At 63.2% G+C, this 26,803-nt stretch carries 27 protein-coding genes; 5 read left to right on the forward strand and 22 right to left on the reverse strand.

Translation table 11 applies throughout. The features are described 5' to 3' along the window. Positions 1-6: 6 nt before the first annotated feature. The 14 genes from RAD10_RS16415 to RAD10_RS16480 form a co-directional block, all read right to left on the reverse strand. Positions 7-240 carry a hypothetical protein gene (locus tag RAD10_RS16415; protein ID WP_461618335.1) on the reverse strand — a complete coding sequence of 78 codons (234 nt, stop codon included), beginning with the start codon at positions 238-240 and terminating at the stop codon, positions 7-9. After that, positions 179-415, reverse strand: coding sequence for a hypothetical protein (locus RAD10_RS16420; protein ID WP_461618336.1), 237 nt, complete (start codon positions 413-415; stop codon positions 179-181). The genes RAD10_RS16415 and RAD10_RS16420 overlap by 62 nt, the downstream gene beginning before the upstream one ends. Before the next feature lie 252 nt (positions 416-667). After that, the gene (locus RAD10_RS16425; protein ID WP_461618337.1) at positions 668-1,786 is read right to left on the reverse strand and encodes a helix-turn-helix transcriptional regulator; all 1,119 of its coding nucleotides are present in this window, start codon (positions 1,784-1,786) and stop codon (positions 668-670) included. A gap of 108 nt (positions 1,787-1,894) precedes the next feature. Beyond that, on the reverse strand, positions 1,895-3,013 hold the full coding sequence (locus RAD10_RS16430; RefSeq protein ID WP_461618338.1) for a helix-turn-helix transcriptional regulator: 1,119 nt from the start codon (positions 3,011-3,013) through the stop codon (positions 1,895-1,897). A gap of 144 nt (positions 3,014-3,157) precedes the next feature. After that, the gene (locus tag RAD10_RS16435) at positions 3,158-5,746 is read right to left on the reverse strand and encodes an autotransporter family protein (protein WP_461618339.1); all 2,589 of its coding nucleotides are present in this window, start codon (positions 5,744-5,746) and stop codon (positions 3,158-3,160) included. 224 nt (positions 5,747-5,970) lie between these two features. After that, positions 5,971-6,219: a DUF6894 family protein gene (locus RAD10_RS16440; RefSeq protein WP_461618340.1), complete on the reverse strand. Its 249-nt coding sequence runs from the start codon at positions 6,217-6,219 to the stop codon at positions 5,971-5,973. Positions 6,220-6,341: 122 nt separating this feature from the next. Beyond that, positions 6,342-7,307, reverse strand: coding sequence for a helix-turn-helix transcriptional regulator (locus RAD10_RS16445; protein WP_461618573.1), 966 nt, complete (start codon positions 7,305-7,307; stop codon positions 6,342-6,344). Between the two features lie 238 nt (positions 7,308-7,545). Then, entirely contained in the window at positions 7,546-8,694 is a 1,149-nt protein-coding gene (locus RAD10_RS16450) for a helix-turn-helix transcriptional regulator (protein WP_461618341.1), read from the reverse strand. Between the two features lie 304 nt (positions 8,695-8,998). Then, entirely contained in the window at positions 8,999-9,499 is a 501-nt protein-coding gene (locus tag RAD10_RS16455) for a hypothetical protein (RefSeq protein ID WP_461618342.1), read from the reverse strand. 90 nt (positions 9,500-9,589) lie between these two features. After that, on the reverse strand, positions 9,590-10,036 hold the full coding sequence (locus RAD10_RS16460; protein ID WP_461618343.1) for a MaoC family dehydratase: 447 nt from the start codon (positions 10,034-10,036) through the stop codon (positions 9,590-9,592). 388 nt (positions 10,037-10,424) lie between these two features. After that, the gene (locus tag RAD10_RS16465; protein WP_018319784.1) at positions 10,425-10,847 is read right to left on the reverse strand and encodes a hypothetical protein; all 423 of its coding nucleotides are present in this window, start codon (positions 10,845-10,847) and stop codon (positions 10,425-10,427) included. Positions 10,848-10,859: 12 nt separating this feature from the next. Then, positions 10,860-11,081 (reverse strand): hypothetical protein, encoded by a 222-nt coding sequence (locus RAD10_RS16470; protein WP_018319783.1) that lies wholly within the window; start codon positions 11,079-11,081, stop codon positions 10,860-10,862. Between the two features lie 141 nt (positions 11,082-11,222). Next, entirely contained in the window at positions 11,223-12,041 is an 819-nt protein-coding gene (locus tag RAD10_RS16475) for a lytic murein transglycosylase (RefSeq protein WP_461618344.1), read from the reverse strand. A gap of 35 nt (positions 12,042-12,076) precedes the next feature. Beyond that, on the reverse strand, positions 12,077-13,930 hold the full coding sequence (locus RAD10_RS16480; RefSeq protein WP_461618345.1) for a flavin-containing monooxygenase: 1,854 nt from the start codon (positions 13,928-13,930) through the stop codon (positions 12,077-12,079). A gap of 176 nt (positions 13,931-14,106) precedes the next feature. Between RAD10_RS16480 and RAD10_RS16485 the strand changes: the two genes are divergently transcribed. The 3 genes from RAD10_RS16485 to RAD10_RS16495 all read left to right on the forward strand — a co-directional run bounded on the left by RAD10_RS16485 (position 14,107) and on the right by RAD10_RS16495 (position 18,299). Then, positions 14,107-15,732: a long-chain fatty acid--CoA ligase gene (locus tag RAD10_RS16485; RefSeq protein ID WP_461618346.1), complete on the forward strand. Its 1,626-nt coding sequence runs from the start codon at positions 14,107-14,109 to the stop codon at positions 15,730-15,732. Positions 15,733-15,943: 211 nt separating this feature from the next. Next, positions 15,944-17,056, forward strand: a complete 1,113-nt coding sequence (locus tag RAD10_RS16490; protein ID WP_461618347.1) for a glycoside hydrolase family 172 protein — start codon at positions 15,944-15,946, stop codon at positions 17,054-17,056. Between the two features lie 31 nt (positions 17,057-17,087). Continuing rightward, complete coding sequence (locus RAD10_RS16495; protein ID WP_461618348.1) at positions 17,088-18,299, forward strand: acyl-CoA dehydrogenase family protein; 1,212 nt, start codon at positions 17,088-17,090, stop codon at positions 18,297-18,299. Positions 18,300-18,383: 84 nt separating this feature from the next. On the opposite strand, the gene RAD10_RS16500 is transcribed toward RAD10_RS16495, so the two are convergent. The 4 genes from RAD10_RS16500 to RAD10_RS16515 form a co-directional block, all read right to left on the reverse strand. After that, a complete protein-coding gene (locus RAD10_RS16500) occupies positions 18,384-19,013 on the reverse strand; it encodes a DUF2272 domain-containing protein (protein WP_461618349.1) in 630 nt (209 codons plus the stop codon). Between the two features lie 12 nt (positions 19,014-19,025). Beyond that, positions 19,026-19,916, reverse strand: coding sequence for a hypothetical protein (locus RAD10_RS16505; RefSeq protein ID WP_461618350.1), 891 nt, complete (start codon positions 19,914-19,916; stop codon positions 19,026-19,028). A 214-nt stretch (positions 19,917-20,130) separates the two neighbouring features. Then, positions 20,131-21,039 carry an amino acid ABC transporter substrate-binding protein gene (locus tag RAD10_RS16510; protein WP_461618351.1) on the reverse strand — a complete coding sequence of 303 codons (909 nt, stop codon included), beginning with the start codon at positions 21,037-21,039 and terminating at the stop codon, positions 20,131-20,133. Between the two features lie 160 nt (positions 21,040-21,199). After that, positions 21,200-21,619: a nuclear transport factor 2 family protein gene (locus tag RAD10_RS16515; protein ID WP_461618352.1), complete on the reverse strand. Its 420-nt coding sequence runs from the start codon at positions 21,617-21,619 to the stop codon at positions 21,200-21,202. 143 nt (positions 21,620-21,762) lie between these two features. Here RAD10_RS16515 and RAD10_RS16520 point away from each other — a divergent pair, with 143 nt between their 5' ends. Together RAD10_RS16520 and RAD10_RS16525 are read left to right on the forward strand one after the other, a co-directional pair. After that, on the forward strand, positions 21,763-23,004 hold the full coding sequence (locus RAD10_RS16520; RefSeq protein WP_461618353.1) for an amidohydrolase family protein: 1,242 nt from the start codon (positions 21,763-21,765) through the stop codon (positions 23,002-23,004). A gap of 205 nt (positions 23,005-23,209) precedes the next feature. Then, the gene (locus tag RAD10_RS16525; RefSeq protein ID WP_461618354.1) at positions 23,210-23,557 is read left to right on the forward strand and encodes a hypothetical protein; all 348 of its coding nucleotides are present in this window, start codon (positions 23,210-23,212) and stop codon (positions 23,555-23,557) included. On the opposite strand, the gene RAD10_RS16530 is transcribed toward RAD10_RS16525, so the two are convergent. Genes RAD10_RS16530 through RAD10_RS16545 form a run of 4 tightly spaced genes read right to left on the reverse strand, consistent with a single transcriptional unit; the run spans position 23,547 to position 26,745 of the window. Then, on the reverse strand, positions 23,547-24,461 hold the full coding sequence (locus tag RAD10_RS16530) for a DUF1932 domain-containing protein (RefSeq protein ID WP_461618355.1): 915 nt from the start codon (positions 24,459-24,461) through the stop codon (positions 23,547-23,549). The genes RAD10_RS16525 and RAD10_RS16530 overlap by 11 nt on opposite strands. Then, the gene (locus tag RAD10_RS16535; protein ID WP_461618356.1) at positions 24,461-25,330 is read right to left on the reverse strand and encodes a substrate-binding domain-containing protein; all 870 of its coding nucleotides are present in this window, start codon (positions 25,328-25,330) and stop codon (positions 24,461-24,463) included. Before RAD10_RS16535 ends, RAD10_RS16530 begins: the two co-directional genes overlap by 1 nt. Positions 25,331-25,351: 21 nt before the next feature. Next, positions 25,352-26,035 (reverse strand): 4-carboxy-4-hydroxy-2-oxoadipate aldolase/oxaloacetate decarboxylase, encoded by a 684-nt coding sequence (locus tag RAD10_RS16540; RefSeq protein WP_461618357.1) that lies wholly within the window; start codon positions 26,033-26,035, stop codon positions 25,352-25,354. Beyond that, positions 26,032-26,745, reverse strand: coding sequence for a PIG-L deacetylase family protein (locus RAD10_RS16545; RefSeq protein WP_461618358.1), 714 nt, complete (start codon positions 26,743-26,745; stop codon positions 26,032-26,034). The genes RAD10_RS16540 and RAD10_RS16545 overlap by 4 nt, the downstream gene beginning before the upstream one ends. Positions 26,746-26,803: the final 58 nt, after the last annotated feature.

The raw sequence follows: 26,803 nt of genomic DNA on the forward strand, positions 1-26,803 counted from the left end.
CTCCGGTCAATCGTAGGGGATCTGCGGAACGGCAGCATCCGAGCTCTCGGTGCAGACGGCCGGTTCGCGCGGAAACGACATTTGCATCGCTTGGGCGTGGGATCGTTCCAGAAGCGCCAGCCCGACCAGCTGAAGAGCGACGAGCCCCCCGGTCAGCGCGATCGCGACGATGTTGAAATTACGCGCGCTCGTAGGCGGGCTCGCCGGCGGCGCGCTCGCGCGCATCAGATCCGTGGGCATTTCCTGAAACATCCTCTTGCTTGCTGACCGGAATGATTTCGTTCAAAGGCAATGTTTCGCCGGGCTGGGCCAGCAAGTGGTGATAGCGTTGCAATGCGCGTTGCGCGTCGATCTTGCGCTGCTCGCGGAACACGGCGCCGATGCGAGCGACGATGTCGCGGAACTTGTCGGCCATGGCAAGTGACGTCCTTCGCATAACGGCCTCCTCTCAACCTGTGCGGGAGAATGATGAGATTCACCCCGGCCTGCTGTGAGTTGCTTCACAAAGAAGCCTGATACGTCGAACAAGAAATCGTGTGACGCGTCTGTAGAAGAGAACGCAAAAAATCGCGTCATTCGATCGAATGACGCGCGATAACTTTCTAATGATGTCTCTATTTGAACCTATCGGCGTGCTGCAGCGAAGAGCCCGCGACGCGCACGCGCGTCAATGCAGAAGCGGATTGGAGAATCCCGCCGCAAGCTTGACCAGATCGGCCTGACGGGACACGCCGGTCTTGGCGAAGACGCGATGCAGATGCGTCTTCACCGTCGTCTCGGCGATCCCCAATGCGGCCGCGGTCTCCGGCACGCCGCCGACCTCGACGATCGATTGCAGAACCCTCAGTTCCGCGGGCGTCAGTTCGAAGGTGCGATCGATCAGGCCGGCACATGAGCGGCTGTCGAGTTCCGCCTTCCAGACCAGCAAGGCTCCAACGGCCGACGTGCGCTCGGTCGCACCATCGCGCAGCAGCGAGGGCAGCGCAATCACGTGCGCGACGTAGTGCGAACCGTCATGCGCCGTCAGAGAGATATTTCGACCTTTGGCCGCAGCCAGAGCCACCTCGCCCGGATCGCGGAAGATCTTGCGCAGGGCCAGATTGGCCTCGGAGGATCTCGTCACCAGCCGGCCGGAGATCGAGCGCAGGACGTCGTCGGCGGCGAGGATCGTCTCGGCCGCCGGATTGCTGTGGACGATCCGGCAGGCTGCATCGAGCAGGATGACGCCTGCATTCAGACGATCCACGACGTCGGCCAGCGCGGTCGCGCGTTGCTGCTTCCGCTCGATCGCGCGGTTGATCATCAGCGCCCGGCTCGCATGCGGGACCAGGAACTGCATTCGCGCGCGCTGCTCGGCGCCCAGCATCTCCCTGCCCGGGATGACGGTCAGCAACATCGGACATGGCGACTTCGATTGCTCCAGCACCACGTTGGCGACGTCGATGCAGCCCTGGGGCCGCAACCATTCCTGATAGAACCGCCCGCGGCGGTATTCGTCGAAATTCACGAGGTCCGGAATGTTGCGCACCTCCCCATACCCAGGAAGCCGGGCGAGCGGATCGTACCTGGAGTAGGTTTCGGAATAGAGCTGGATGTAGTGCGGATCGACTCCACAATAATAATGGGTCGCCCCCGACTTGCTGACCGTGTCCTTCGAAATCAGGCCGCAGGCCTGGCTGCCGATGAAGGCGTTGAGCATGACGACGACGTCGCTCCACAGCTCAGGGTGGAGTCCTGCATCATAGATGCTCTCGATCAGCTCGGAATGTCTTGGCGGTCGGGGCATCGGAAGAGCCAATGGTCAAAGTCGGAGATTTGCGGAATGTTTCTCCGCGCCTGGCGGCTCCTGTGAGTCTGTCGCGGGAGAAAAAGGTTCAACGCCGACGGCAATTTGTCAGTGGACGAGCGGATTGGCAAATCCCGCCGCGAGCTTGACGAGATCGGCCTGCCGCGACACGCCGGTCTTGGCGAAGACGCGATGCAGATGCGTTTTCGCGGTCGTCTCCGCGATACCGAGCGCGGCCGCCGTCTCCGGGATGCCGCCGATCTCGACGATCGACAGGAACACGCGGAGCTCCGCCGGCGTCAGCTCGAACGTTCGCGCGATCAATTCGCCACAGGATTGTCCACCGAGCGAGACCTTGCGCACAAGCAGCGCACCGGCGGCATCGATCACGCGTTCGCTGCCGTTGCGCAGCAAGGACGACAACGGCAGCATGTGAGCGACGTAGCGCTCGCCGGTGGCGGACAACAGCGGAATCGCGCGGCCGCCTGCGGAAAACACTCTACCGTCGCGATGGTCCGCAAACGCCTTGCGCAGGCTCTGATTGGCTTCAGCGCTGCTGGTCACGAGTTGCCCGGCAACGGACCGCACCACGTCATCGGCCGCGAGCAGGAGCTGACCGGCCGAATTCGCATGCACCAGGCGGCAGAGGCCGTCGAGCAGGAAGATCCCGACCGTCAAACTATCGAGCACGTCCGCCAGTGCCGTCGCCAGCGTCAGTTGCGCGGTCATCGCGCGGTTGATCAGCAGCGCGCGGCTGGCGTGCGGCACCAGCAGCGAGAGGCGCTGCTTCATGCGCCGATCGACCATGCGGCGGCCGGACAGCACGGTCATCATCACCGGGCAGCTCGCATTCGACATCTCGAGCACGACGTTGGCCGCGTCGCTGCACCCCTGCGGCTGCATCCATTCCTGGTAGAAGCGCCCGCGCCGATATTCATCGAAATTGACGAGATCCGGAATGCTCACAATCTGGCCGTGTGGCGGCAGCACCGTCAGCGGATCGAACTTCGAATGGGTCTCGGCATAGAGCTGGATGTAGTGCGGGTCCGCTCCGCAATAGTAATGCGTGACACCGGATTTGCTGATCGAATCCTTCGAGAACAGCCCGCAGGCCTGGCCGCCGACGAAATCCCGGATACCGGCCACCGCGTTATTCCACAGCGAAGGATCGAGCCCGGCATCGTAGATGGACTCGACGAGATCTGGCAGCTTTTGCGATCCGTGCATGGCTCAAAATGGCACTGAATGATCAATGCCGGGGAGCATAACACAACCGTAGCATGCGACATCCTCCGATCGGAGGAGGCGCCGGCCGGGCGGATGGAGCCCGGCCGGCGGCATCGCGTTTGAGCCGCCAGGGCTGATGCCGGCTCAGAACGCGACGCGAACGCCACCCTTGGCCGTGCCGGTGCGGCTCTGGTCGGACATCATCATGCCCTCGACCGCGCCGAACACGGACAAATTGGCCCCGGTGCGGTAGTCGAAGCCGAGGCCGGCCACCGCGCCGACGGTGCTGCGGCTGCCCGGCGTCACGAAGGACAGGTTCTGTCCGAGCAGCACCGTGTTGATGGTCGTGTCGCCGGCGCGTTGGAGCGCGATGACGCCGCCATGGATGTTGGCCTTGAGCTCGCCGCCGGCAAGGCTCGTCACCCGCGAGAGATCGACCTCGCCGCGCTCCTCAAAGTCCTGCAGCGTGCGGCCGCCGACCGACAGCCCTTGCGCCGAACCGGTCTCGCTGTAGCCGTCGAACCGGCCCGCGACATAACGCAGCCGCGCGGTCGGCGTCAGCACGTAGCCGTTGCCGATATTGAGCCTGTAGCCGTAAGCAACCTCTGGACTCACGTACCAACCGCTGTAGTTCGCGGTTGCCGTCTCCATGCCGCCGACCGCAGCATTGTTCAGCACCAGGCGGCGCGACCTGTTGTCGGCGTTGCCGCCCTGGATCGTGACGTCGAAGAATTGCGAGGCCCATTCGAACCGGCTGTAAGCACCCGCGAATACGTAATTGGTGTCCACCGACTGCGAATTGAGATCGACCGAGAGGCCGCCCTGCCCGCCACCGAGGAAGGCGCCGACCAGCCAGTTCGGCTGCACTTTGCGGTCGATGCCGATGGCCCCGCCCCACGCCGTCGAGGTCGCGCGCAGCGTGGATGTGGTCTCGTCCTGGATGCGCTGGCCGCCAAAGCTGTTGGCCCAGACCGTGATCGGCGCGGGATCAGACCAGAGGCTGCGAGGCGCCTTGGTGAAGGGCCCGGCCTGCACGGGCTCCGGCGCATAGGCCATTGCCATCATATTGCTGCCGGCCGGGCCGGCGCCGCCGTTGAGGCGCCCCTGCACCAGCGAGGACACGCCGCCGGTGAAATCCATCAGCGTCCGGTCGGTCTGCGCCAGCGCGGTGGGATCGAGCGTTGCGAGCGTGCCGCCGGCAAAGACCTTCGGGCCATCGAAGCCCGCGCTGTTGGTGTTGATGACGCCATTGAAGTTGACGAAGGTTGGAAGCTGGATACTCGTCAGCGACGCCACCCGGCTGCTCAGCGGAATGAAATTGACGTTGACGACATCATTGCCGAAGCCGAAATCGACCACGCCGTTGATCTTCGAGCCCGGCAGCAGCGTCAGCGTGTCCGCCCTGTTGGAGAGCTTGATCGCGACCCCGCCGGCGCCGGTAATCGTGCCGGAGTTCGTGATGTTCGATCCGTCGCTCGACTCGATGCCGATCCTGCCAATGATCGCGCCGGAATTGTTGACAGTCGCCCGGGTTGTCAGGATGCCGTCACCGTTGATGATCGAGCCCTGAAGCAGGCCTGTATTCGTCACATTGGCAATGTTGGCGTTGACGGCGGCGCTCCGCCCGATGATCGATCCGGAATTGTTGACGTTGCCGAAGATCGCGTTGATGCCGCGGTCTGCCGTAACAGTGCCGGTATTGTCGAGGTTCACGGTGATGGCACTCATGCCGAAGCCGAGCGTCGACGAAATCAATCCAGCGTTGGCCACGTTGACCGTCGTGGCAAAAATCGTCGTCGATCCACCGGATATCGCACCGCTATTCGTCACGTTTGCGGTGACGTCGGCACGAATGGCATTGTTGGCCGCAATGATCGTGCCGCTGTTGCGCACGACTGCATCACCATTGTTCGCAAGAATGGCATGGCCCGTGCCACCGTCGGCGGTGATGGTGCCTGAGGTGAAGTTCGACACGTCAACGTTCTTGCCGGATACGCCGAACGCGTGACCGGCGATGTTGCCTGCGTTTGCCACCGTCGCCACACCGGAGGCCTCGATCGCGCCTCCGGTCGCTGCAATCTGCGAGATGATACCGGAGGCATCATTGGTGATGTTGAGGGTCGTACCCTTGATGCCGCGGGCATCTCCCGAGATCGCTCCGGTGTTCGAGACCACGTTGACCGTGGCGCCATTGATCCCGATCGTATCGGGCCCGACGCCGGCGATCGTCCCAGAATTTCGCACGGTGGCCGTCGCGGCCTCGACACCGCTCCCCCTTCCCCCCGCTTCGCTCGCAATCATGCCCGCATTGTCGAGCGTGAGTGTCGACGCCAGAACCGCATGAAAGCCGGTGATCGTGGCCCCGTCGAGATTCGACACCGTCAAACCGAGGCCGCTGAGACCCGACGCCAACGCACCGTCGATGATGCCGGCATTGATGACGACGTTGCCATCGCCGCTCTGGATGCCGAAGGCGCTTCCATGCACCTTGGCCCCGACCTCGATCCGATAGATGTTGTTGTCGTCCAGGTTTGTCCCATATCCGTTGTTGGGGGCCTGCTGAGCGTTGACATCACCCGAGCAAACGATGGTCGCATTGCTGACCGGTGCCGCCGGCGTGCACGCTGCCTCGGCCCGATCGACGGCCAACAGCGGCGCAGCGAACACCAGAAGGCGCATCGATCGCCACACCAAATGCCGCTGCGCCAAGTCACCAAGAGCCGTCACATTCATCGTCTTCGTTCCCCGGAAAACCTTGCGCTTGATGGCAGCGCAGGCATGTTGATGCCGGACTCCTCCATTGGAAGGTGCTCGGCAGCGAACCCTGGATTCGCTGAACGCTAAGGTAGAAGGACGCCAATGGCCCGACTTGGACAGAAACGACCGCGCTTCAGCCGAGAACGAACCGAAAGCGCTTCGTTCCGCACTGGTGCAGAGTTGCTACACCGAAGCAGCACTCACGCCTGGTCCCAGCCCTGCTTCTCGGCGCACTCCGACCAGACCGGTGCGCGATAGATTTCGCGGCCGCTGTTGTCCCTCACGCGGATCCAGGCGTCGCGATCGCGCAGATCGTCGCGCCAGACGAACAGATGGTTTGCCATCTCGTTGGCCACCACGAATGTCGCTTCCGCACATTCGAACACCATGCCGCCGGGATCAATCTTCACGATGTTGCCGACCAGGAGGTCGAAAAAGAAACGGCGCATTCAATACTCCGGCTGCGGATGCCGCACGCAACGCTTGGGTCATGGCTTTGCAATCAAGGATCACGTCGGATCCCTGTCTGCTGGCTGAAATGGGCAGTCGGCTGAAATTCAGTCGCGCGCGGTCACGGCATTTCGCCGCTCCTGATGTCGCTCGGCGTCGCGTTATAGGTGCGCCGGAAGCAGCGGTTGAAATAAGAGAGATCGCCGAAGCCGACATCGTAGGCGATCGAGCTCACCGTTCGCCCGGCGTGTCCGGGCTCCCGCAGCATGCGATGCGCGCGCTTGACGCGTTGCTCGATCAGGAACGAGGAGAACGTCTTGCCGTCGGCCTCGAACAGGCGCTGGAGATAGCGCGGCGTCACGCCGAGCTCCTGGGCGACCGAGGCCACCGACAGATCCTGCCGCCAGCAATTGTTGGCGATGGACACTTTCGCCTTCTGGAGCCGCGCCGCCTTGACGCCGCGCCGTCCGGCCAGCTCCCGCGCTTCACCGGTGGCACCGAGGACGAGCGCCAGCAGATCATGCAGATGCCCGACCCCGAGCTGCCGCAGCACCGGCGTCGCGAACGCCTCCTCCCGCACCAGCGTTACCGCGTAGTCGACCAGCAGCCTCAATCCGGCGGAGCTTTCCGGCATGACGCGCATCACGGCATCGTCGACGTCCACGATCATCGGCGCCAGCACGCGCCTCGGCACGCGCAGCGAGAAGCAGCTTCCCAGCGACAGCCGCTCGAACGTCGTGACGTCCTCCGCGCTCGTCAGCACCGCCTCTCCTGCGTGAAGCCTCAGATCGTGTCCCCGCTCGGATATGCCGAGAACGCCGGACCTGTTCACGATCAGGGCGAGGCTGTCGTCGCCATCGGCCACCAGCTGCTTGGTGCGAATGACCCGCGCTCCGCACAGGCCCCCGATCAACAACTGGGCTTCGGGCAAGACATGAGAGGTGAAGCTCGCCGCGGCTGGCTTTCCATCCCTTGCCTCGACCTCCGCCTTCAGCACCCCGCGGCAATAAAAATCGCGAAGCAACGGGATGCGCTCGTTTTCGGGAATTTCGTTCGTTGAAACATTGAGAACGGAAAAATCAACCATGCTGCTCACTGCAATCTCTCCAGCCGACGAGCAGACCCGGCCACGCGCTGTCGTTTCCTCACACGCGTGTTCGATGCCGTTGTGGCAAGCTTCGCGGCGCTCGCTGCTCTTCAATTATCAGAGGCGCGATATACGAAAGTCTCGAATGACTCGCGTCCTGCATTCGGATGACCCGTGAGCGCGGATCATCACAATGGATTGAGAACGCGGCACGTAACATCGAGGCATGCGAAATGAATCACGCGACGCCGTCGTCGCTCGTTCGCCGCGCGAACGGCACGGCAAAGCCGGCGGCGATCTTCACCAGATCAGCCTGCCTGCCGGCGCCCGTCTTCTCGAACAGGCGGCCGAGATGCGTCTTCACCGTCGTCTCGGCGATGCCGAGTTTTGCGGCGATGTCGGGAACACCGCCGATCTCGATAATCGCCATCAGCACGCGCAATTCAGACGGCGTCAGCCTGAAGGCTGCTGCGATCGCGTCGGCTGCGAGCAGCGGCAGCATGGAAGCTCTTTGAACGAAGAGCATCGTGGCTGCAATGTCCCGCGGCAGGCTGCGATCCCGCTTCAGCGGAAAAGCATGGAGCAGATAATGCTGCCCATCGGCCGACGTCGCAAGTTCGATCTGACGACGAGCGGCGGAATGTGTGCCTTCATCGAATTCGCACAGGCCGCGGAATATTTTGTCGGTCTGGGTGTTGCGGGCCACGATCCGGTCGCCGACCATCGCAAGCAGATTGGCATCGGCGAACAACTGACGGCATGCCGCATTGGCATGGACGACCCGGCCGTCCGCGTCGAGCAGGCAGATCGCCGTGTTCAATCCGTCGAGGACGTCGGCAAGGTCGTCCACCGTATGCGAGCGTGCCCTGATCTGCCGGCCCATGATCTGCGACCGATGGATGTGCGGAGCGAGCAGCCGCATGCGCTCGCGCATCGCCTCGTCGACGGTTCCGCGGGAGCGATGGCGCAACACCTGCAGGATCGTGGTGCGCGCGGCCGTCTTCTCGAGCGCGACGGTCGCAAGGTCTATTGCCCCCTGCGGTTCCACCCACTCGCGATGGAAGCTTGTCTCGAGGAAATCAGCATGGGACATGATGTCGGTCACGCCGATCGTCTGTTCGGGCGCGAGGGTGAGATGACGGTCGAGCAGAGGATCGAGCTCCACATACCGGTCGCGATAAAGCTGTCGGAAGCGGGCGTCGGTTCCAAAATGCTGGTGAATCTCGATCGATAGCCGTGCCGAATCCCTGGACAGGATCATCGCGGCGCAACCACCGACGAATTGCGAAACCTGTTCCAACGCGCCGCTGCGCAAGGCGGGGTCAACCGCCGCGTCGTAAATCTCGCCAATGAGAGACGAGAACCGGTTTGCCTGATGGGTCGTCATCGGACGGACGACGCGATCTGCGTGCGGCCCGTCCGAGACGGAGAGCTCGCGATCCGGGAACTGACGGAGAAGACGGGCCGGTCAATTGCCGCCTTCGACGAGGAAAAAACGTTGCAGCCAGATGCTGGAATATCGAACATCGTCCTTGCGTAACGTCAACCGCAGGGTGCGGCTTGGACTGTTTCGCCAAAGACTAGGATAAATGCGAACAGCGCGCGGACTGTGTGCGATGAGTCACGCGCCGGTTCGCTGCCACCCGCTTCATTGCCGACGTCCTGCCGGCTTCACGGCCGGCAGCGGCAACCTATTTCCGATTCTCCTCGCAGAACTTCAACGCCGCCAGCGCTTCGCCGGCACGCGGTATCTTCATCTCGATACTGTCGTCGTCATCGTCCTCGAAATCGAGCGTCAGGCGCCTCGCCTTCGACAGGCGGTCCATCATCGACTGGTCGTACTCGAAGATGCCGCGCACGGTGGTCTTGTCCATGACCTCCCACTTCGCCTTCTTCATGATGTCCGCATCGTCAGTGCCGACATCGGCCCGAAGGATCTCGCCGACCTTCTCCCATTCCCAGCCATCGTAGATCATCACGATCACGATCGCCTTCTCGGAATAGGTGATCACGATGACGTAGTCGCGGTTCTCGTCATCCTTGTCCTTGTAGCCACGGCTCGCATTGCAATGCGTGTCCTGCGTGCGCTTTTCGATGGTCCAGTCGGCGACCTTGGATTGTTGCGCAAGCGCCGGCCCGGCGCTTGAGGCGCCCGTCGCGATCAGCAAAGCGGCAAGAAGGAATCGTTTCATGTCAGCCTCCAGCGCGTTCCCCGGGCCGAGATGACCACCTCCGCGGGAGGGCCGCAAGGGCTTACCCCGGCAGAACGGCGGCGCCTGTGCCTACCCCTGCCGCGGCACGATCGCGATGGGGGTGAAGGTGTAAACCCCCTCGCCGCTCTGATTGAACATGGTCCATTTCACCAGCGCGATACCCTGCGGCTTCGACTTCGAGGGCGTCAGGCTCATCACCTCCCCAACCAGATGCAGGCGGTCATTGGGCCGTACCGGCATCGTCCAGCGCAGGCCGTCGACGCCGGCGCCGATCAGCGGATGCGGGCCGAACGGGCGGGTCTGGATCGCGAGGTTCATGGCAATCGCCGCGGTGTGCCATCCCGATGCCGCAAGGCCCTTGAACAGGGTCGCCTTGGCCGCCTCGTGGTCGAGATGCATCGGCTGCGGATCGAACTCGGCCGCGAAGCGCTTGATCTCGGCCTCGGTGACCTCGACCTCCGGGGACCTAAACCGCATTCCGACCGCCAGATCGTCGAACCATTCGACCTGCGCCATGATTTTGCCTCGCAATGTCGTGCGCCGCCTTCGAAGAGGCGACGAAAGGGCTCCAGCAATAGCGGGACCGCAGCGCACAAAAGCAGCCCCGAGGTTCCCCGCGAAACCCCTTTCCCGAGGCGACGAAACATCGCTGAAACAGTTGGCCGCTTAAGTCGTTGTCAAAATAAATACAGGGACGGCTACCATGCAATTCCTTCTCGACCTGATCTACGACTATTCCTGCTGCAGCAACCTCGTTGCCCATTCACTGCGGGAGGACGAGCTATGATCGAGCTGATCTCGGGCCTGCTCGCCCTTTGCAGCGCCGGTGTCTTCGCGGCGCACGCGCTGGACGCCTACCGCACCACGCATAACTGACCCGCTGACCGCTTCGCCGTTTCAGCCGCTAGAAGGGCCGCCGGTAGAAGTGCTCCGAATGCGTTGCCGGCGGAAACCGGTTGGCGAGAGAGAGCGCGCCCGTCTCATCCGTCTCGAGCGCGATCTTCTGCGCCAGCATGACGTCGCCCGGCACCAGGAAGCCTGACGGGACGAAGCACCATCCCATCGTCGCGCGGCCTTCGCCGTCGATTTCGTGGACATTGGCGGCGGTGCCGTAGTGAATGCGGTAGGTCTTGCCGGTGTCGCATCCAATGACGTCGAAATACCGGTGCTCTTCGAATTGGGCGCGCTGTGCGGGCGAGAGCCAATCGAAGAGCAGCCGGCGGCCACGGGCATCCGGCGTGTTCTCGCCGAAGAAGCGCCGATAAAGTTCACGCAGCGCATGCAGACGCGCACGCGCCGGCGCGCGGAGCCAAACCGCCGTAATCATGAGCAGCTCAGATCAACCGCCGACCAGGCGGGGATAGAACAGCGTTTCCTGCGCGGTCGGGTCGAACGATCTGATACGAGTGACTTCGCCGGGTCCGTTGCGAAGGGCCGCGGTGAAGCCGGCTCCGGTCAGCTCCCGAAAGCGCCGTTCGGCTCGCGCCAGCGCTTCGGCATTGCCAGGATCAAACTCGTGGCGCGTATCGCCAGTCTGGTCCATCACGATCTGGGTTGCCATGTTGAGTCTCCTCATGCCCAGCCCTGAATCTGATCAAAGCAAACCTCGTGCCCTCGGTTCCTGATGGCAACAACTTTCTCATGTCGGCGCATCACGCCTTGCTGAGCAGGAGCGTTTTCGAGCGAAGTGGACGGGTTTTCGTCAGCGCGAGGCCGCCGCTCCGCCGCCCTCGTCGATCTGCCGTCCCATCAGCGCGATCGCCTTCTGATAAACACCGGCCGCATTCCAGGCCTCGATGGCGGCGAAATTCGGCTCGCCCGGCTGGTAACCGGCTCCTGCTTTCCAGCCATGACCTTTGAGGAAATTCGCCGTCGAGTTCAGCGCGTTGGCGGCCACCTCGAGGTTGCCGGTGCCATAGGCCAGGATATTCTTGGGCATGAACTGGGTCTGGCCGACCTCGCCATGCATGGAGCCGCGGGTCGCCCCCGACAGCGTGCCGCGGTCGACCAGCTTCAAGGCCGCGTAGAGCTGGTCGGTGAAGAATTCAGGGCGGCGACAGTCATAGGCCAGGGTTGCGATCGACGACAGCATGTTCTGGTTGCCGCGCTGGCTGCCGAAACCGGTCTCCATGCCCCAGATCGCGATCAGCGGGCCGGGCGGGACGCCATAGCGCTGCTGGATGGAGGCGAACAACGCGGCCTGCGACTGCTTGAGCTGGCGCCCCTTGGCGACGATGGTGGTGGCGCCGCGCTTGGCGAGAAACTGGTCGAGCGTCAGCGAAAAGCTGCGCTGGCCGCGGTCGGCCGCGATGGTGGCACTGGCGTAGTTGGTCTGCATCAGCGCCGAGAGCGCGGTCTGGCCGATACCCTTGCCCTGCGCCTCTGCGCTGAACTCTCGTTTCCAAGCCTCAAAACCCGCCGGCCCGTTGCCGCAGGTGGCGGCCTCGGCGCGGGGCGCCAGGCACCCGAGCAGCGCCATCGCACCAACAACCGCTCCCGCAACCGCCCTGCCCGTGGTCATACCCAATCTCCCGTCCTGTACCGATCGGCGCAACCTTACCCGGAGGAACGCGTCGACTCCATGGCCTGATCATAGGACAATTCGAGGCCGTCCAGATTGCCTTCCTTGCGCCATTTGTCGAGCAGCCGCAGGAACGCCACCGGCCCGCGCCAATATTGGCTGTTTCTTGCCGCGATCGGATCGAACACGCCCTCGTTGTTGTAGTAACCGGGCGTGCATTCGGCGAGATAGGTCTGGCGACCGAGCGCGGCCTTGACGACCTCCTCGACCCAGGCGTTTTCCGCGGCGAGCGTCGGCTCCAGCGTTCGGGCTTTGCGCTTACGCGCTTCGGCGATCACATAGGCGATGTGCTGCGACTGCTCGTCGATGATGTGCGGGAAGTTGGCGCTCTGGCCGGCCTGCACCGTGACGATCAGGAAGCAGTTCGGAAAGCCGCGGCTGTAGAAGCCATGCATCGTCTTGACGCCGCCCTGCCAGCGCTCGGTCAGGCTCATGCCGTCGCGGCCGTAGACCTCGAAGCCCATGCGGCGGGCATAGTCGGTGCCGACCTCGAAACCACTGGCATAGATCAGGCAGTCGAGCTCGTAAGCCTTGCCGCCAGCCACGAGGGCGTTCTCGGTGATGCGCTCGACACCCTGCCCTTTGGTGTCGACGAGATGCACGTTGGGACGATTGAAGACATCGAGATATTCGTCGTGGAAGCACGGCCGCTTGCAGAACGCCTTGTACCAGGGCTTGAGCGCGTCCGCGGTCGCCGTGTCCTTGACCACCGCATCGACGCGGGCGCGGATCTCCTCCATCTTGCGGTAGTCGGCCTGCTCGATGACCTTCAGCGCCTCTTCCATCGAGGTCACCGGCTGCGGCTGACGACGCGGCGCCAGCAGGATCTCGCCGAGCAGGCCGGTCCAGCCGTCCTGCACCAGGTCCCGTTCGACCGGCTCGCCTGATATCACGGCGGTGAAATTGTCCATGCGCTCGCGCTGCCAGCCGGGCTTGAGGCTCTGCGCCCAGTCTTGATCCGTCGACCGGTCGTCGCGCACGCCAATCGCTGACGGCGTGCGCTGGAAGACGTAGAGCTCCTTCGCCGAGCGGCCGAGATGCGGCACACATTGCACGGCGGTGGCGCCGGTGCCGATGATGCCGACGCGCTTGTCGGCAAGTCCGGTCAGACCACCATCCGCATTGCCGCCGGTGTAGCCGTAATCCCAACGACTGGTATGGAAGCTGTGGCCCTCGAAGGTCTCGATGCCGGGAATGCCCGGCAGCTTCGGTCTGCTGAGCGGACCTCCGGCGAGAATGACGAAACGTGCACGGATGCGATCGCCCCGATCGGTCTCGACCAGCCATCGCGCCTCCTGCTCCTGCCATGCCATCCGCGAGATGACGGTCTGAAACAGCGCGCGATCGTAGAGATCGAAATGGCGACCGATGCGGCGGGAATGCTCGTAGATCTCCGGCGCGCGCGCATATTTGCGCACCGGCATGTAGCCGGTCTCTTCCAGCAGCGGCAGATAGATGTAGCTCTCGGTATCGCAGGCGGCGCCGGGATAGCGATTCCAGTACCAGGTGCCGCCGAAGTCCGCAGCCTTTTCCACGATGCGGAAATCATCGATGCCGGCTTCGCGCAAACGGGCGGCACAGAGAAGCCCGCCAAAGCCGCCACCGACGACGAGCACTTCAGTCTCTTCACTGACAGGTGCACGCGCAAATCCGGGATCGGCCCAGGGGTCGTCGAGGTAGCGGCCGAATTCCCCTGTTACCTCGACATACTGGGCCTTGCCTTCGGCACGCAAACGGCGGTCGCGCTCGTCGCGGTAGCGCGCGCGGAGGGCTGCAATATCGACGGTAGGTTCGCCGGCCGCACCGGTCTTGTGTCTTTCCGCTGACATGCATTTCCTCCACGGAGAACGCTGCTTCGGCGGCAGCTCGGATCAGTTAGCCCTGAAAAAGTGACGCATGCAATCGCGTCCCTTGTTTTTTGCGTGAACGCCGCGTGACGTTCCGCTAACCTCACGCGCAAATCACAAGCGCAACGCCACGCAACGACGTGGCCGTGGAGGAGACCATGCAGGGATTGATGATGGACATGCCGCTTCTGATCAGCGGCCTGATCCAGTATGCCGCGGACTATCACGGCGAAGCCGAGATCGTCGCGCGCGAGATCGAGGGCGACATTCATCGCTACACTTATGCCGACGCCCATCCGCGCATCAAGCGCATGGCGCTGGCGCTGAAGCGGCTCGGCATGAATCCCGGCGATCGCGTCGGCACGCTGGCCTGGAATACGCATCGTCATTTCGAGATGTTCTATGCCGCGCCGGGCATGGGCTATGTGCTGCACACGGTCAACCCGCGGCTGTTTCCCGAGCAGCTCGTCTACATCATCAACCACGCCGAAGACCGCCTGCTGTTCATCGACCGCGCCACGCTGCCGATCGTCGAGGCGATCGCGCCGCAGCTCAAGACGATCGAAGCCTATGTCGTGATGTCGTCGCGCGAGCGGATGCCCGAGACCAAGCTCGCCAACGTGCATTGCTACGAGGACCTTCTCGACAAGGAGAATGAGGCCGGCTTCACCTGGCCGGAGTTCGACGAAAAGTCCGCCTCTACCATCTGCTACACGTCGGGCACGACCGGCAATCCCAAGGGGGTGATCTATTCGCACCGCGCCGCGATCCTGCAGACCATGACCTGCTGCAATTTCGACTTCCTGCCGGGACATGTCGAAGGCGTGCGCGAAGTGATGATGCCGATGGCGCCGCTCTTCCACGGCAATGGCTGGAACATGCCGTTCACGGCGCCCTACACCGGCTCGAAGCTGGTGCTGCCGGGCCGCAATTACGAGCCCGACAAGCTCTACGAATTGCTCGAAGGCGAGAAGGTGACGCTGTCGGCAGGCGTGCCGAGCTTCTGGCTGATCCTGCTCGACTGGCTGGGCCGCACCGGCAACAAATTCTCCACGCTGCGGGCAACGCTGTCGTCGGGCTCGGCGCCGCCGCGCGCGATGGTCGAGAAACTGAAGCGCGACTACAATATCGACTACATCCAGGCCTGGGGCATGACCGAGGCGCTCGGCTGCTCGATGCCGGGCTTGAGGCCTGGCTCGGAGCATCTCGGCGATAAGGAGAAATTCGACCGGCGCCAGGTCTCGGGCCGCGCCTGCTTCGGCACGAGCTTGCGCATCGTCGACGACAGCGGCGTCGAGCTGCCACGCGACGGCAAGTCCGTCGGCCATTTGCGCGCCCGTGGCCCCTGGGTCGCCTCCGGCTACATGAAGTTAGAGGAAGGTCTCGACCGCGACGGCTGGCTGATCACCGGCGACATGGCCGTGATCGACCCGCAGGGCCACGTCACGCTCACCGACCGCTCCAAGGACGTGATCAAGTCCGGCGGCGAATGGATCTCCTCGATCCAGCTCGAGGACGTCGCCTTGTCTCACCCTGATGTGCTTCAGGCAGCCGTGGTCGCGATCAACCACGAGAAATGGCAGGAGCGTCCCCTACTCCTCGTCGTCCGCAAGAAGGGCGCGACCGTCGACGGCAAGACGCTGCTCGAGCACATGCGCCCGAAGGTCGCGAGCTGGTGGATGCCGGACGCCGTCGAATTCCTGGACGAATTCCCGATGACCGGCACCGGCAAGGTGTTGAAATCGGCTCTGCGCGAGAAGTTCAGGGAGTATCGCGTCGCGTGAGCCGCGCGCAGAGGCGTCGACCTTGTAGCCCGGATGGAGCGCAGCGTAATCCGGGAAATCCTGCCATGACGCACGAACCCCGGATTGCGCTACGCTCCATCCGGGCTACGAAGGCCGACACAGGTCGTCTTCCCTGACGCCATCATCTTCACCTTTTGGTCAATTCAGCGGCGATATATCGGGAGGTCGCTAAACCTGCATCGAGGACATCATGGCGTTTTCCGGATTGGGCCTGCATCTCGGCAATCTGTCGCGCCTGTCGAACGCGCGGACGCGTTCGATCAGCCCCGAGAACTTCACCGGCGAGAAGGGCAAGGGCGGCATGTCCGTCGACGGCCCCGCCGCACGCCAGGCCCGCGATCTCGGACAGGGCTGGAAGGTCTCGCCCTACGTCGTCATCGAACCGGGCACGACCTTCACGCTCGGCGACATCGCCGGGCAAGGCGCGATCCAGCAGATCTGGATGACGCTGGCGCGCGGACGGTTGCGGCATTCGATCCTGCGCATCTACTGGGACGATCAAACGCTGCCGAGCGTCGAGTGCCCGGCCGGCGATTTCTTCGCCTGCGGATGGGAAGAGTTCGCGCAGGTGTCCTCCCTCGCGGTGTGCGTCAATCCCGGCCGCGCCTTCAACTGCTATTGGGAGATGCCGTTTCGCAAGCGCGCGCGCTTCACGCTGGAGAACCGCAGTGAGGAGCAACTCACCGTCTACTACCAGATCAACTACACCCTGACCGACGTGCCGGAGGACTGCGCCTACTTCCATGCCCAATTCCGCCGCACCAACCCGCTGCCATACAAGGAGGTCTATACCATCCTCGACGGCATCAGCGGCGCGGGCCACTATGTCGGCACCTACATGGCCTGGGGCGTCAACAACAACGGCTGGTGGGGCGAAGGCGAAATCAAGTTCTTCATCGACGGCGACGGTGACTTCCCGACGATCTGCGGCACCGGCACCGAGGACTATTTCTGCGGTGCCTATAATTTCGATCCCTATGTCGCCCATTCCGGCCAGGGCCAGCAATCGCGCTACCAGGAATTCACCACGCCCTATGCCGGCTTGCCCCAGGTGATCCGCCCCGACGGCGTCTACAAATCGCAGCAACGTTTCGGCATGTATCGCTGGCACATCCCCGATCCCGTGCGCTTCCGCACCGATCTGCGTGTGACGATCCAGGCGCTGGGCTGGTTGCCGGGCACCAAGGAGGCCAAATACCTTCCGTTGCAGGACGACATCGCCTCCGTCGCGTTCTGGTATCAGACGCTGCCGACGGCGCCCTTCCCGAAACTGCCCGGCCCGGATTATCTCGAAATCGGCTGATCCGGCCGCCGATCAATCAAGGAGACCAGAGATGCTTTACCCGATGTCGCCAAAAGTCGTCGAGCTCAAGCGCAAGCTCGAGAGCTTCATGGACCGGCACATCTACCCGAACGAGGAGCGCTTCTATCGCGAGGCGGAAGAGTTGGGACCCTGGAAGGTCTATCCCGTCGTCGAGGAGTTGAAGCCGCTGGCGCGTGCGGAAGGCCTCTGGAATCTGTTCCTGCCGGAGTCCGGCCATGGCGCAGGCCTGACCAATCTCGAATATGCCCCGCTCTGCGAGGTGATGGGCCGATCGCATCTGGCGCCCGAAGTGTTCAACTGCTCGGCGCCCGATACCGGCAACATGGAGGTGCTGGAGCGCTACGGTTCGGAGAAGGACAAGGAGCGTTGGTTGAAGCCGCTGCTCGCAGGTGAAATCCGCTCCTGCTTCGCCATGACCGAGCCGGCGGTCGCCTCATCCGATGCGACCAACATCGAGAGTTCGATCCTGCGTGACGGCGACCATTACGTCATCAACGGCCGCAAATGGTACACGACCAATGCGACCGACCCGCGCTGCAAGATCTGCATCTTCATGGGCAAGACCGATCCTGACAATCTGGACCGCCACAAGCAGCAATCGATGATCCTGGTGCCGATGGACACGCCTGGCATCGAGGTGAAACGTCCCCTGCCCGTGTTCGGCTTCTACGGCGTGCCTGACCGGGCGTCCGAAGTCGTCTTCACCAATGTGCGGGTCCCCAAGGAGAACATGCTGCTCGGCGAAGGCCGTGGCTTCGAGATCGCACAGGGCCGCCTGGGGCCCGGCCGCATCCACCATTGCATGCGGCTGATTGGCCTTGCCGAACGTACGCTGGAGAAGATGTGCCGCCGCGTGCGCAGCCGCGTCGCCTTCGGCAAGCCCGTCTCCGAGCAGACGGTGACGCAAGAGCGCATTGCAGAATCCCGCATCATGATCGAGCAGGCCCGGCTCCTCACGCTGAATGCGGCCTACGCGATGGACACGGTCGGCAACAAGGTGGCGAAAGCCGAGATCGCGATGATCAAGGTCGCGGTGCCCAACATGGCCTGCCAGATCATCGACTGGGCGATCCAGGCCCATGGCGGCGGCGGCACCTCGAACGATTTCGGCTTGACCCAGGCCTATGCCACCGCGCGTTTGCTGCGGCTTGCCGATGGACCGGATGAGGTCCACCGGAACCAGATCGCACGGTTCGAGCTGAAGAAATATTCGAACGCGTGAACTGCGCGGGCGAGGCGACGGCGTGCCTCGCCGCGCCAAACCGCAAAGCCATTGGGACCAATCGTTGTCGCGCTTTAGCTTGTGTCAGAGCGCGTTCTTGATAACTCCAACAAAGCTGCGACGGCCGTCCCTGATACATCCGTTGACGTCCAGCCTGTAGGTCGTCCGCGTCGCGGCGTTCTTGACGTTACCGCCAATCACGTCGGCCTCCCCCGCGCGCACAGCGACGACGATGTCGCTGTGGCTACAGAAGCTCCCCGCCCTCCCGGCGCGTATCTTCTTCAATTCACTCTTTGCTTCAGTAAAGCTCCGCGGCGGCGCCCGGCAACCGTCTCCGCGGCGGCTTGCCCAGACGAGATCGCCGACCGCCAGTGACGTCGAGGCAGGATCCTGCAGCGAGAGGCCGGGAAAGTGCCCACTGTCGATGGCGGCAGCGTAGAGTGAATGGTTCTCGTTGTAAGGAAATGTCTTCTCGGCGCCCGCCTCACGGAAGCAATAGGAAATGAAGGCAGCCGACCAAGCCGGCGAATCCCTGCCGTCCAGATGGCTACCGACTGTCTTCCAGTATTCACCGACATAGGTCCAAAAAGGCGCATCCGCCTCCATCCGCTCGCTCGTGAAGCCGATCAGACGTCCGTCGATCATCTCAGCGGGGCCACCCCAGCGCGTCCATTCCCGCCGAGCCATCTCGACGACGGTTTCCGCAATCGTCATGATGGGGCTCCCTCAGACGAATTCGCCCATGGCGCGAGACCATCGCTTCTTCTTGAGGTCTGTGCGCCTCGTCGCGAGTGCCGCCTTCAGATTGTTGCAACGTTCGGGCTCGTTGTCGCGCCCCACATCCAGCAAGGCCTCGAACGGCTTGCTGTCGAGCAGGGCCTTTTGCATGTCCGAGAACGCGGCCCGGCCCTGGTGGCGAATGTCCATGACGACGCAGCAGATGTCAGCCGTCTTGCCGTCGAGACCAAGTCGCTTGTCCGCTTCCTTGACCAGCGCGCGTGCCGTCGTCACCATATGCTGGACCTGCAGCAACCGGGCCTCCGCCACGCTGGTAGTCCAATGGATGAACTTCGCGGCGCCGATCACCTCGGCATCCTCGACCTCGTCCAAGGTCGGGTTGAGGTAGAGTTGCAATGCCTCGGTCGAGTTCGCCGTTTCCATCGGAAGCGTCTTGTTCTCTTCGACCTTGACGATGCGCCCGTTCAGCACTTCGAGGTTGGGGAAGTAGTCCTGGGCTTCGGGGCGTTGCAGCATATCCCTGAACCAGCGAATGAAATCGCCGTCCGGCACATGCGCCGCGAACTGCCCGAACCCGAATGTGAAGCGCGCGCGATCATAGCTGTTCAGGGACAGAAAGCTCTGTCCTTCGCAAATGGCGGTCGGCTCGATGAAATCCGACCAGAACGGATAGACGTCCTGATAGTTCTTCGCGAGATAGAGCCACTTCTTCGCTTCTGCAGATCCGAAGTAGCTGCCGTCGTTCGAGAGTCCAAACCGCTCGACGCCGGTCTTCTTATTTCGGTATCTGACCTTCTGCCCGATCGCAAAGGCTTTGCCATTGTCGGGACGCGCGGAAAAGTGTGCGCCGTCGCGCACTACGTCAAAATGAATAGCCACAAAACGTCTCCTGAAAAGAAACAACTTAAAAGTGATTAAATACTAACAACGCAATCGAAGGGGGCGCAAGGTCAAAGTGGCAGGCCAAGCAAGGCCACGAATGGTCGCATCGCGCCGCAAAATGGCGCCGGCGGCAAATGCGATGCGGGATCTCGCGATAACCGATGGTCGGGCAAATCCTGGAGGGAGCTTCGGCCAGAAGCTCGCCGCCGCCTCAGTTCACCACATACACATCCGGATCTGCGCTCCAGCTCGGCTTCTTGAAGGCGTTGCGCAGGGCGGGCGACATCGGGACGTTGTAGTTGAGGCCGTTCGGCGGCGTCGGGGACTGCAGCCATTTCTTGTAGAGCACCTCGATCTCCGGGCTTGCATAGAGCTCCGCAGTCGCGCGGTCGGCGAGCGCCTTGAACGGCGCATCCTCCCGCCGCAGCATGATGCCGTAGGGCTCCGGCTTGGAAAACGCCTCCTCGCTGATCATGAAGGCTTGCGGCTCCTTCGAGCGCGCGATCGCGACCGCGAGTTGCACGTCGTCGAGTGCGTAGGCCTGGGCGCGGTCAGTTTCCAGCAACAGGAACGCCTCGGCCTGGTCCTTGGCCGGCATCACATTGATGCCGAGATTGCGCTCGGTGTTGACCTTGGCGAGCTGGGTCAGGTTGACCGAGCCGGCCACCGCCGTGACCGCCTTGCCCTTGAGATCGTCGATGGTGTTGATCTTTGCGGCCTTCTTGGCTGCAAAGCGCGTCGCACTGAGGAAATGCGTGTTGGTGAAGGCGACCTGCTTCTGGCGGTCGGCGTTGTTCGTGGTCGCCGAGCAGTGCAGGTCGAGAGTCCCGTTGACCATCAGCGGAATGCGGTTCGACGACGTCACGGCGAGAGTGTCGACGGCGATGTCGGCCATGCCCAGCTGTTTCTTCACGGCATCGACGATCCCAAGGCAGATGTCCATGGCGAAGCCGACCGGCTTCTGGTTGCCGTCGAGATAGCTGAACGGGACCGAGGCCTCCTGATAGCCCAGGGTGATCTTTTTGGTCTCCTTGACCTTCTGGAGCGTGCCCGACAGATCTTCGGCTGAAGCTGCGCCGGCAAGACATGTCAGGGCCAGGATAACGGTGGAAAGACGCATCGGCTGCTCCTAAAGGGGGCTTGCGCCTCCATGCAGGGCGCAATCGCGGGACTTGATAGCGCAGACGCACGCCAGCCGCCAGACGGGCTCGCGCCTATCAGCTATCGCAGCTTTCGATATGACGAGCGGCCGTTCGACTCCGCCTGTGCCGAGACGGACCTTACGCGTCGATGCCGCGCTGGACCAGGATGCGCTCGGCGCTGTCGTTCCAGACGTCCATCTTGGTGATCTTGCCATTGCGCACCACGAAGCGGTCGACGTAACGGTTGCCCTCGAACGGGGTCCCATCTTTCCATTCGCCGTAGAGCGTACCGACGCTGTAGACCACGGTCTCGCCGTCGCCGGGGCAGACGTCGAACCGGTCCATCTTCTTCTTGACCCAGCGGTAGCGCTTGGCGTTGAAGCCGGTCGGGCCGCGCGGATGATCGAACTCGCGCCCGCCGGTGAACGTGATGACGGTGCCCGGCGCCATATAGGCCGCCGCCGCGTCGGGATCGGGGATCATCGATGCCGTGAGATAGGCCTCCACGATCGCGGCATCGGACAATTGAGCAGTTTCGGCTCTGGCGGCAACGGACATGGCAGGCTCTCCCGGGTTCGCGGAATATTACCGCCACTGTCGCGGAATCCATGCATATATTTTGAACATTTGCCTCGCTACACTGCCGACAATCTGGAGCCGCCGATCCCCGCCGATTGCTCTAAGTTCCGTCCGCAAGAGCCATGATCACCCAGCCCGCCTTCGACCTGATCTTCCGTACCGCGTTGTTGCGATCGTCCGCCGCGCCTGTCGACATCGGCGTGAAGGGCGGCCGGATCGCCGCGATCGAGCCGAAGCTCACCTGCGAAGCCGTCGAGGTCCATATCGGCGGGCACCTCGCCCTGCCCGGCTTCGTCGACACCCACATCCATCTCGACAAGGCCTGCCTGCTCGACCGCTGCGGCCACGATCACGGCAGTCTCGGTGACGCCATCCGGGCCGTGTCGGCCATGAAACGCGACTTCACCGTGGAGGACGTCTACGCCCGCGGCGCCAAGGTGCTCGAACGCGCGATCGTGCACGGCACGACGCGCATGCGCACGCATGTGGAGATTGATCCGCGTATCGGCCTGCGCAGCTTCGAGGCGGTGAAGGCGTTGAAGCGCGACTATGCGTGGGCGCTCGACCTGTCGCTCTGCGTGTTCCCGCAGGAGGGGCTGATCAACGATCCCGGAGCTGAGGAGCTGCTGGTCCAGGCGCTGCGCCACGGCGGCGAGACGATCGGCGGCTGTCCCTATACCGACACCGATCCGACCGCGCATCTCGCGCGAATCTTCGACCTCGCCCAGGAATTCGACGTCGACGTCGACCTCCATCTGGATTTCGATCTCGATCCTTCCTGGTGGCATCTCGACGAGGTCTGCCGCCAGACCGAGCGGCGCAACTATCATGGACGGGTCACGATCGGCCACGCGACGAAGCTCTCGGCATTACCGCCGGAGCGGATGAAGGCTGCCACCGCGCAACTGGCGAAGGCCGGCGTCGCCGTCACCGTGCTGCCCGCGACCGATCTCTATCTCATGGGGCGCGAAGCCGCCCACAACGCGCCGCGCGGGCTGGCACTCGCCCACAAGCTCGCGGGCGACGGCGTGGTTTGCTCGGTCGCCACCAACAACGTGCTCAATCCCTTCACGCCGTTCGGCGACGCCTCGCTGCTGCGGATGGCGAACTTCTACGCCAATGTCGCGCACGCCTCGGTGAGGGATTTCGACACCTGCCTCGATCTCGTGACCGAGCTGCCGGCGCGGCTGATGAATCTCGACGATTACGGCATCAAGATCGGCAATCCCGCCGATCTCATCGTGCTTGATACGCAAGACAGCCGCTTCGCCATCGCCGAGCTGCCCGACGTCATGATGGGCTTCAAGGAGGGCCGACAGACGTTTGCACGGCAGCGGCCCGCTCTGTTCCGGCCTGGGGCCTGAACGCATTTCCGGTCGAATCTCCAACGGTAAAATCGTCGGGAACACGGCTGATCGTCGGACCGTTTCGTACCGATTCACGGCCGATCCGTCCCCAGATCCGAGCCCGGTAGAATCCCGGACCGTAGCTGTGCGCATTGCACAACAGGCCATCAGGATCATACTAAGGAGACGCACTGAACGACCTGTTCAGTGGGGAAGTATGTACATGTTCAGCGCATTCAGTAGCATCGATTATCGCTCCATTCGGGCCAACACGCCGGCGGAAACCGCCGTCAAGCGACTGAATGGAATCGGCGAAGTCCTATCTGGCCTCGATATCTCGGCGATCCACACGCAGGACGACATGACCCGCGCGCTCTGGACGCTGGATACCGCCGACAAGTGCATCCGCATGATTCTCACCGAGTTCCGCACCGCGCCCGCCAAGGAGCAAGTCGTCCGCGAGGCCAAGCGCCTGGTCGATCTGATCGAGCTCGCCCGTGACGAAATCTCGAACTATCGCGACAGCGGCAGGGTTTTGAACTCAACCTACGCGTTCGGCGTCAGCGTTTGATCTTGCTCAGGATTCGATCTGCCTCGGTACGCCAATCAGCGCTGCGCGCGAACTCCGCCGTGCCCCTGACGCCGAACAGCCCTTCATCGGCAAGGTCAGCCACCCAGGCCTGCCGCTCTGCCGTGCCCTGCGCGGACCATGGTGTCAGTCCCGCCTCACGCACGGTCTCGGCGACCTCACGCACCTCCTCGGCTCGCCGGCGACCGTGCTCGATCACGCGTTGGAAGAAATAGGCGCCCTGCTTCTCCCAGTTGATCCCGGGGAACGTCTCCGCGAGCGAGGCCAGCACCGCATCCTCGACCCCATAGGCGCGCGCGGTTGTAAAACTCTCGATGACCATGGCCTCCAGGCCCTTGATCATGATGCTGCGGCACATCTTCACCGCCGAGGACACGCCGAGCTTGTCGCTTGCAACCTTCGCGGCAAAGCCGATGGCGTTCAGAAGCGGCTCGATCTCTCGCGCGCCGGGGCCGCCGAGCAGCAGCGGCACCTTGATGCGATACGGCGGCACCGAGGTCATCACGGCACCTTCGACGTAGCGCCCGGCGGCGCCGTCGATCAGCGCAGCGGCGCGCTGCTTGGCGCCCGGAGAGGCCGAATTGAAATCGAGAAACCAGGCGCCCTGGTTGATCGCAGCGGCACAGGCCTCTGCGACAGGCACCGCTTGGCTCGCGGTGACGGCGGAGATGATGAAGTCCGATTTCGCGGTCAGCTCAGCATGAGATGCCGCAAGCGCCACACCGTGATTCGCCGCATGCTCCTTCAGCGGCGCGCCCTGCTCGCCCCCGAGCTTGATGTCATAGGCGGCGACCTTGATGTCCTGCTGGCGCAAATCCTCGGCCAAGATCCTGCCGACTTCGCCGTAGCCGACCAGCCCGATCTGCCATCGCTTCGGATCCACCATCAGTTCAATCCTCGTGTCGTCTCGTCGAACAGCTCCTCGACCGCATAGCGGCGCGGGATCAGTGCCTGCTGGAATGCGTAGTCGACGATCAGCTCCAGCGGCTTCCGGTTGGCCTCGACCCCGAACGGAACGAGGTCGGGATCTCCCGCGGGGCCCACCTGCACCTTGTTCTGCTTGAGGAGATCATAGACGCCCGCAACGATCTCGGGACGCGTTCTCGCGAGTTGCTCGGTCACGACGACCAGATGATTGACCGGCACGACGCCGCGCTTGGCGTACCATTTGGCGGCCTCCGCGGCTGGATCGGGAAATAGCGGCTTCAGCTTGGGATTATCAGAGGTCTCGCCGAGGACAGCGTCGAGCTCACCGTCGAGCAGCATCTGCAGGATCTTCTTGTCCTTCGGGGCGCGCTCGGTGGTGTCGACATATTCGACGACGTGCGGATCCTCGAAGGTGATCCAGCGGATCTTGTCGAGATTGACGCCGTAGTCGTTGGCAAGGATGCCCCTGATCCAGGCACCGGTCGTCGTCGTGAACGAGCGGATGCCAACCCGCTTGGCTTCGAGATCGGACGGCCCGAACATTCCATGTGCGGGATTGTACAGCGCATAGGAATGCTGGAAGCGGCCGAGCATGGTCGCCGGCAGCAGCACCAGCGGCTTGCCGTGCGCCTTCGCCATCAGATACGTCACGATCGCCATCTCGCAGACGTCGAAGGCCTGCTCCCGCACCATCGGCTTGAACGCAGTATTGGTCGGCGTGTACGCGATGAAGTCTAGGTCAAAAAGATCGGAGCGTAGCGCGCCGCTCTTCACTGCCTGGACGTGGGGGTGACTACCGAGCACGGCCTTCAGCTTGAGACGTTCCACCCACCCGCTCCCGCCGTTGCTCTAGACGTCCTCGGGATTGTCGACATAGACGAGCCCGGCCTTCGCCAGCGCCTCGCGCATGCCGTACATGTCGAGACCCAGTTCGCCCGAGGCAAGGCGCTTGCGCTTGCCGCCTTCGTCTGCGTTGCGCTTCCTCGCCTTCTCGGCGACCTCGGCGGCGTAGCGCTTCGGGACCACCACGACGCCATCGTCATCGGCCACGACGATATCGCCGGGGTCGACATTGACGCCGGCGCAAACGACGGGGACGTTGACCGAGCCGAGCGTCGCCTTGACTGTGCCCTTGGCCGAGACCGCGCGCGACCACACCGGAAACTTCATCTCGTGCAGCGCTTTGACGTCGCGGCAGCCGGCATCGATGATCAGCCCTTGCACGCCGCGTGCCTGCAGCGAGGTCGCCAGCAATTCGCCGAACATGCCGTCGGTATTGTCGGTGGTGCAGCCGACGACGAGGATGTCGCCCTTTCTGCACTGCTCGACCGCGACATGGATCATCCAATTGTCGCCGGGCTGCGCCAGCACGGTCACCGCGGGGCCGGCAATCGACGCCCCTGCCCAGACCGGCCGCAGATAAGGCTTCATCAGGCCGATCCGCGCATAGGCCTCGTGCACGGTCGAGACGCCGTACTCCGCCATCCCGGCGGGATCGGCACGCATGATATTGCGAACGACGACCGGCTTCATGCCAGCTCCTCCGAAACCGTCGGGAACAGGCGCTGATAGGCCTCGCCATAAGTCATGGGCACGCCGGTGTTGCGGCTGCCCTGAATGCCGCGGTTGAGCGCGACGCGCTCGTAATAGCCCCAGAGATGTTTTTGTGCGGCGAGAATCTGGAATGCCTCGTACTTCTCCTTCCAGACCTCGTCGATCTTGAGGAGCAGATCCGGCTTGTAATTGCACTGCTCTGGCTGATGCGGCTCGAACAGGAACACCGGCGGCGCCGAATATTTGTACTGCGCGCCGGGCTTGTGGCCCATCGCCTGCGCGACGACGCGCGTCTCCTGCGCGAAATGCGCAGCGTTCGGATGGTCGAAATTATAGGGATCTTCCAGCGCGTGGGTCAGCACGAAACTGGGATTGAGCTCGCGGTAGATGTCGACCATGCGGTCGAAATGCGCCTCGGTGAGCTTGAGAGGATAATCGCCGCAATCGAAGAACTCGATCTCGGCACCGAGCAGCTTTGCCGCCCGCTCCGCCTCGTCCTTGCGGCCGGCCTTGACCGATTCCAGCGTCGCGCCCTTTTCCTTCCAGGCGAATTGGCTCTCGCCGCGCTCGCCAAAGGACATGCAGACGATCTTCATGCGATAGCCCTTCTTCGCATGCAGCGCGATCGCGCCGCCGGCGCGCCAGACGAAATCGCCGGGATGGGCGGTGACGACGAGACCTGTCTTCATGGGAGAAACTCCCCTCTCTTGTTCGTAACCATCATAGGCCGCCTGCGTCGCGCCGGAA

The sequence above is a fragment of the Bradyrhizobium sp. 23AC genome (assembly GCF_054863025.1).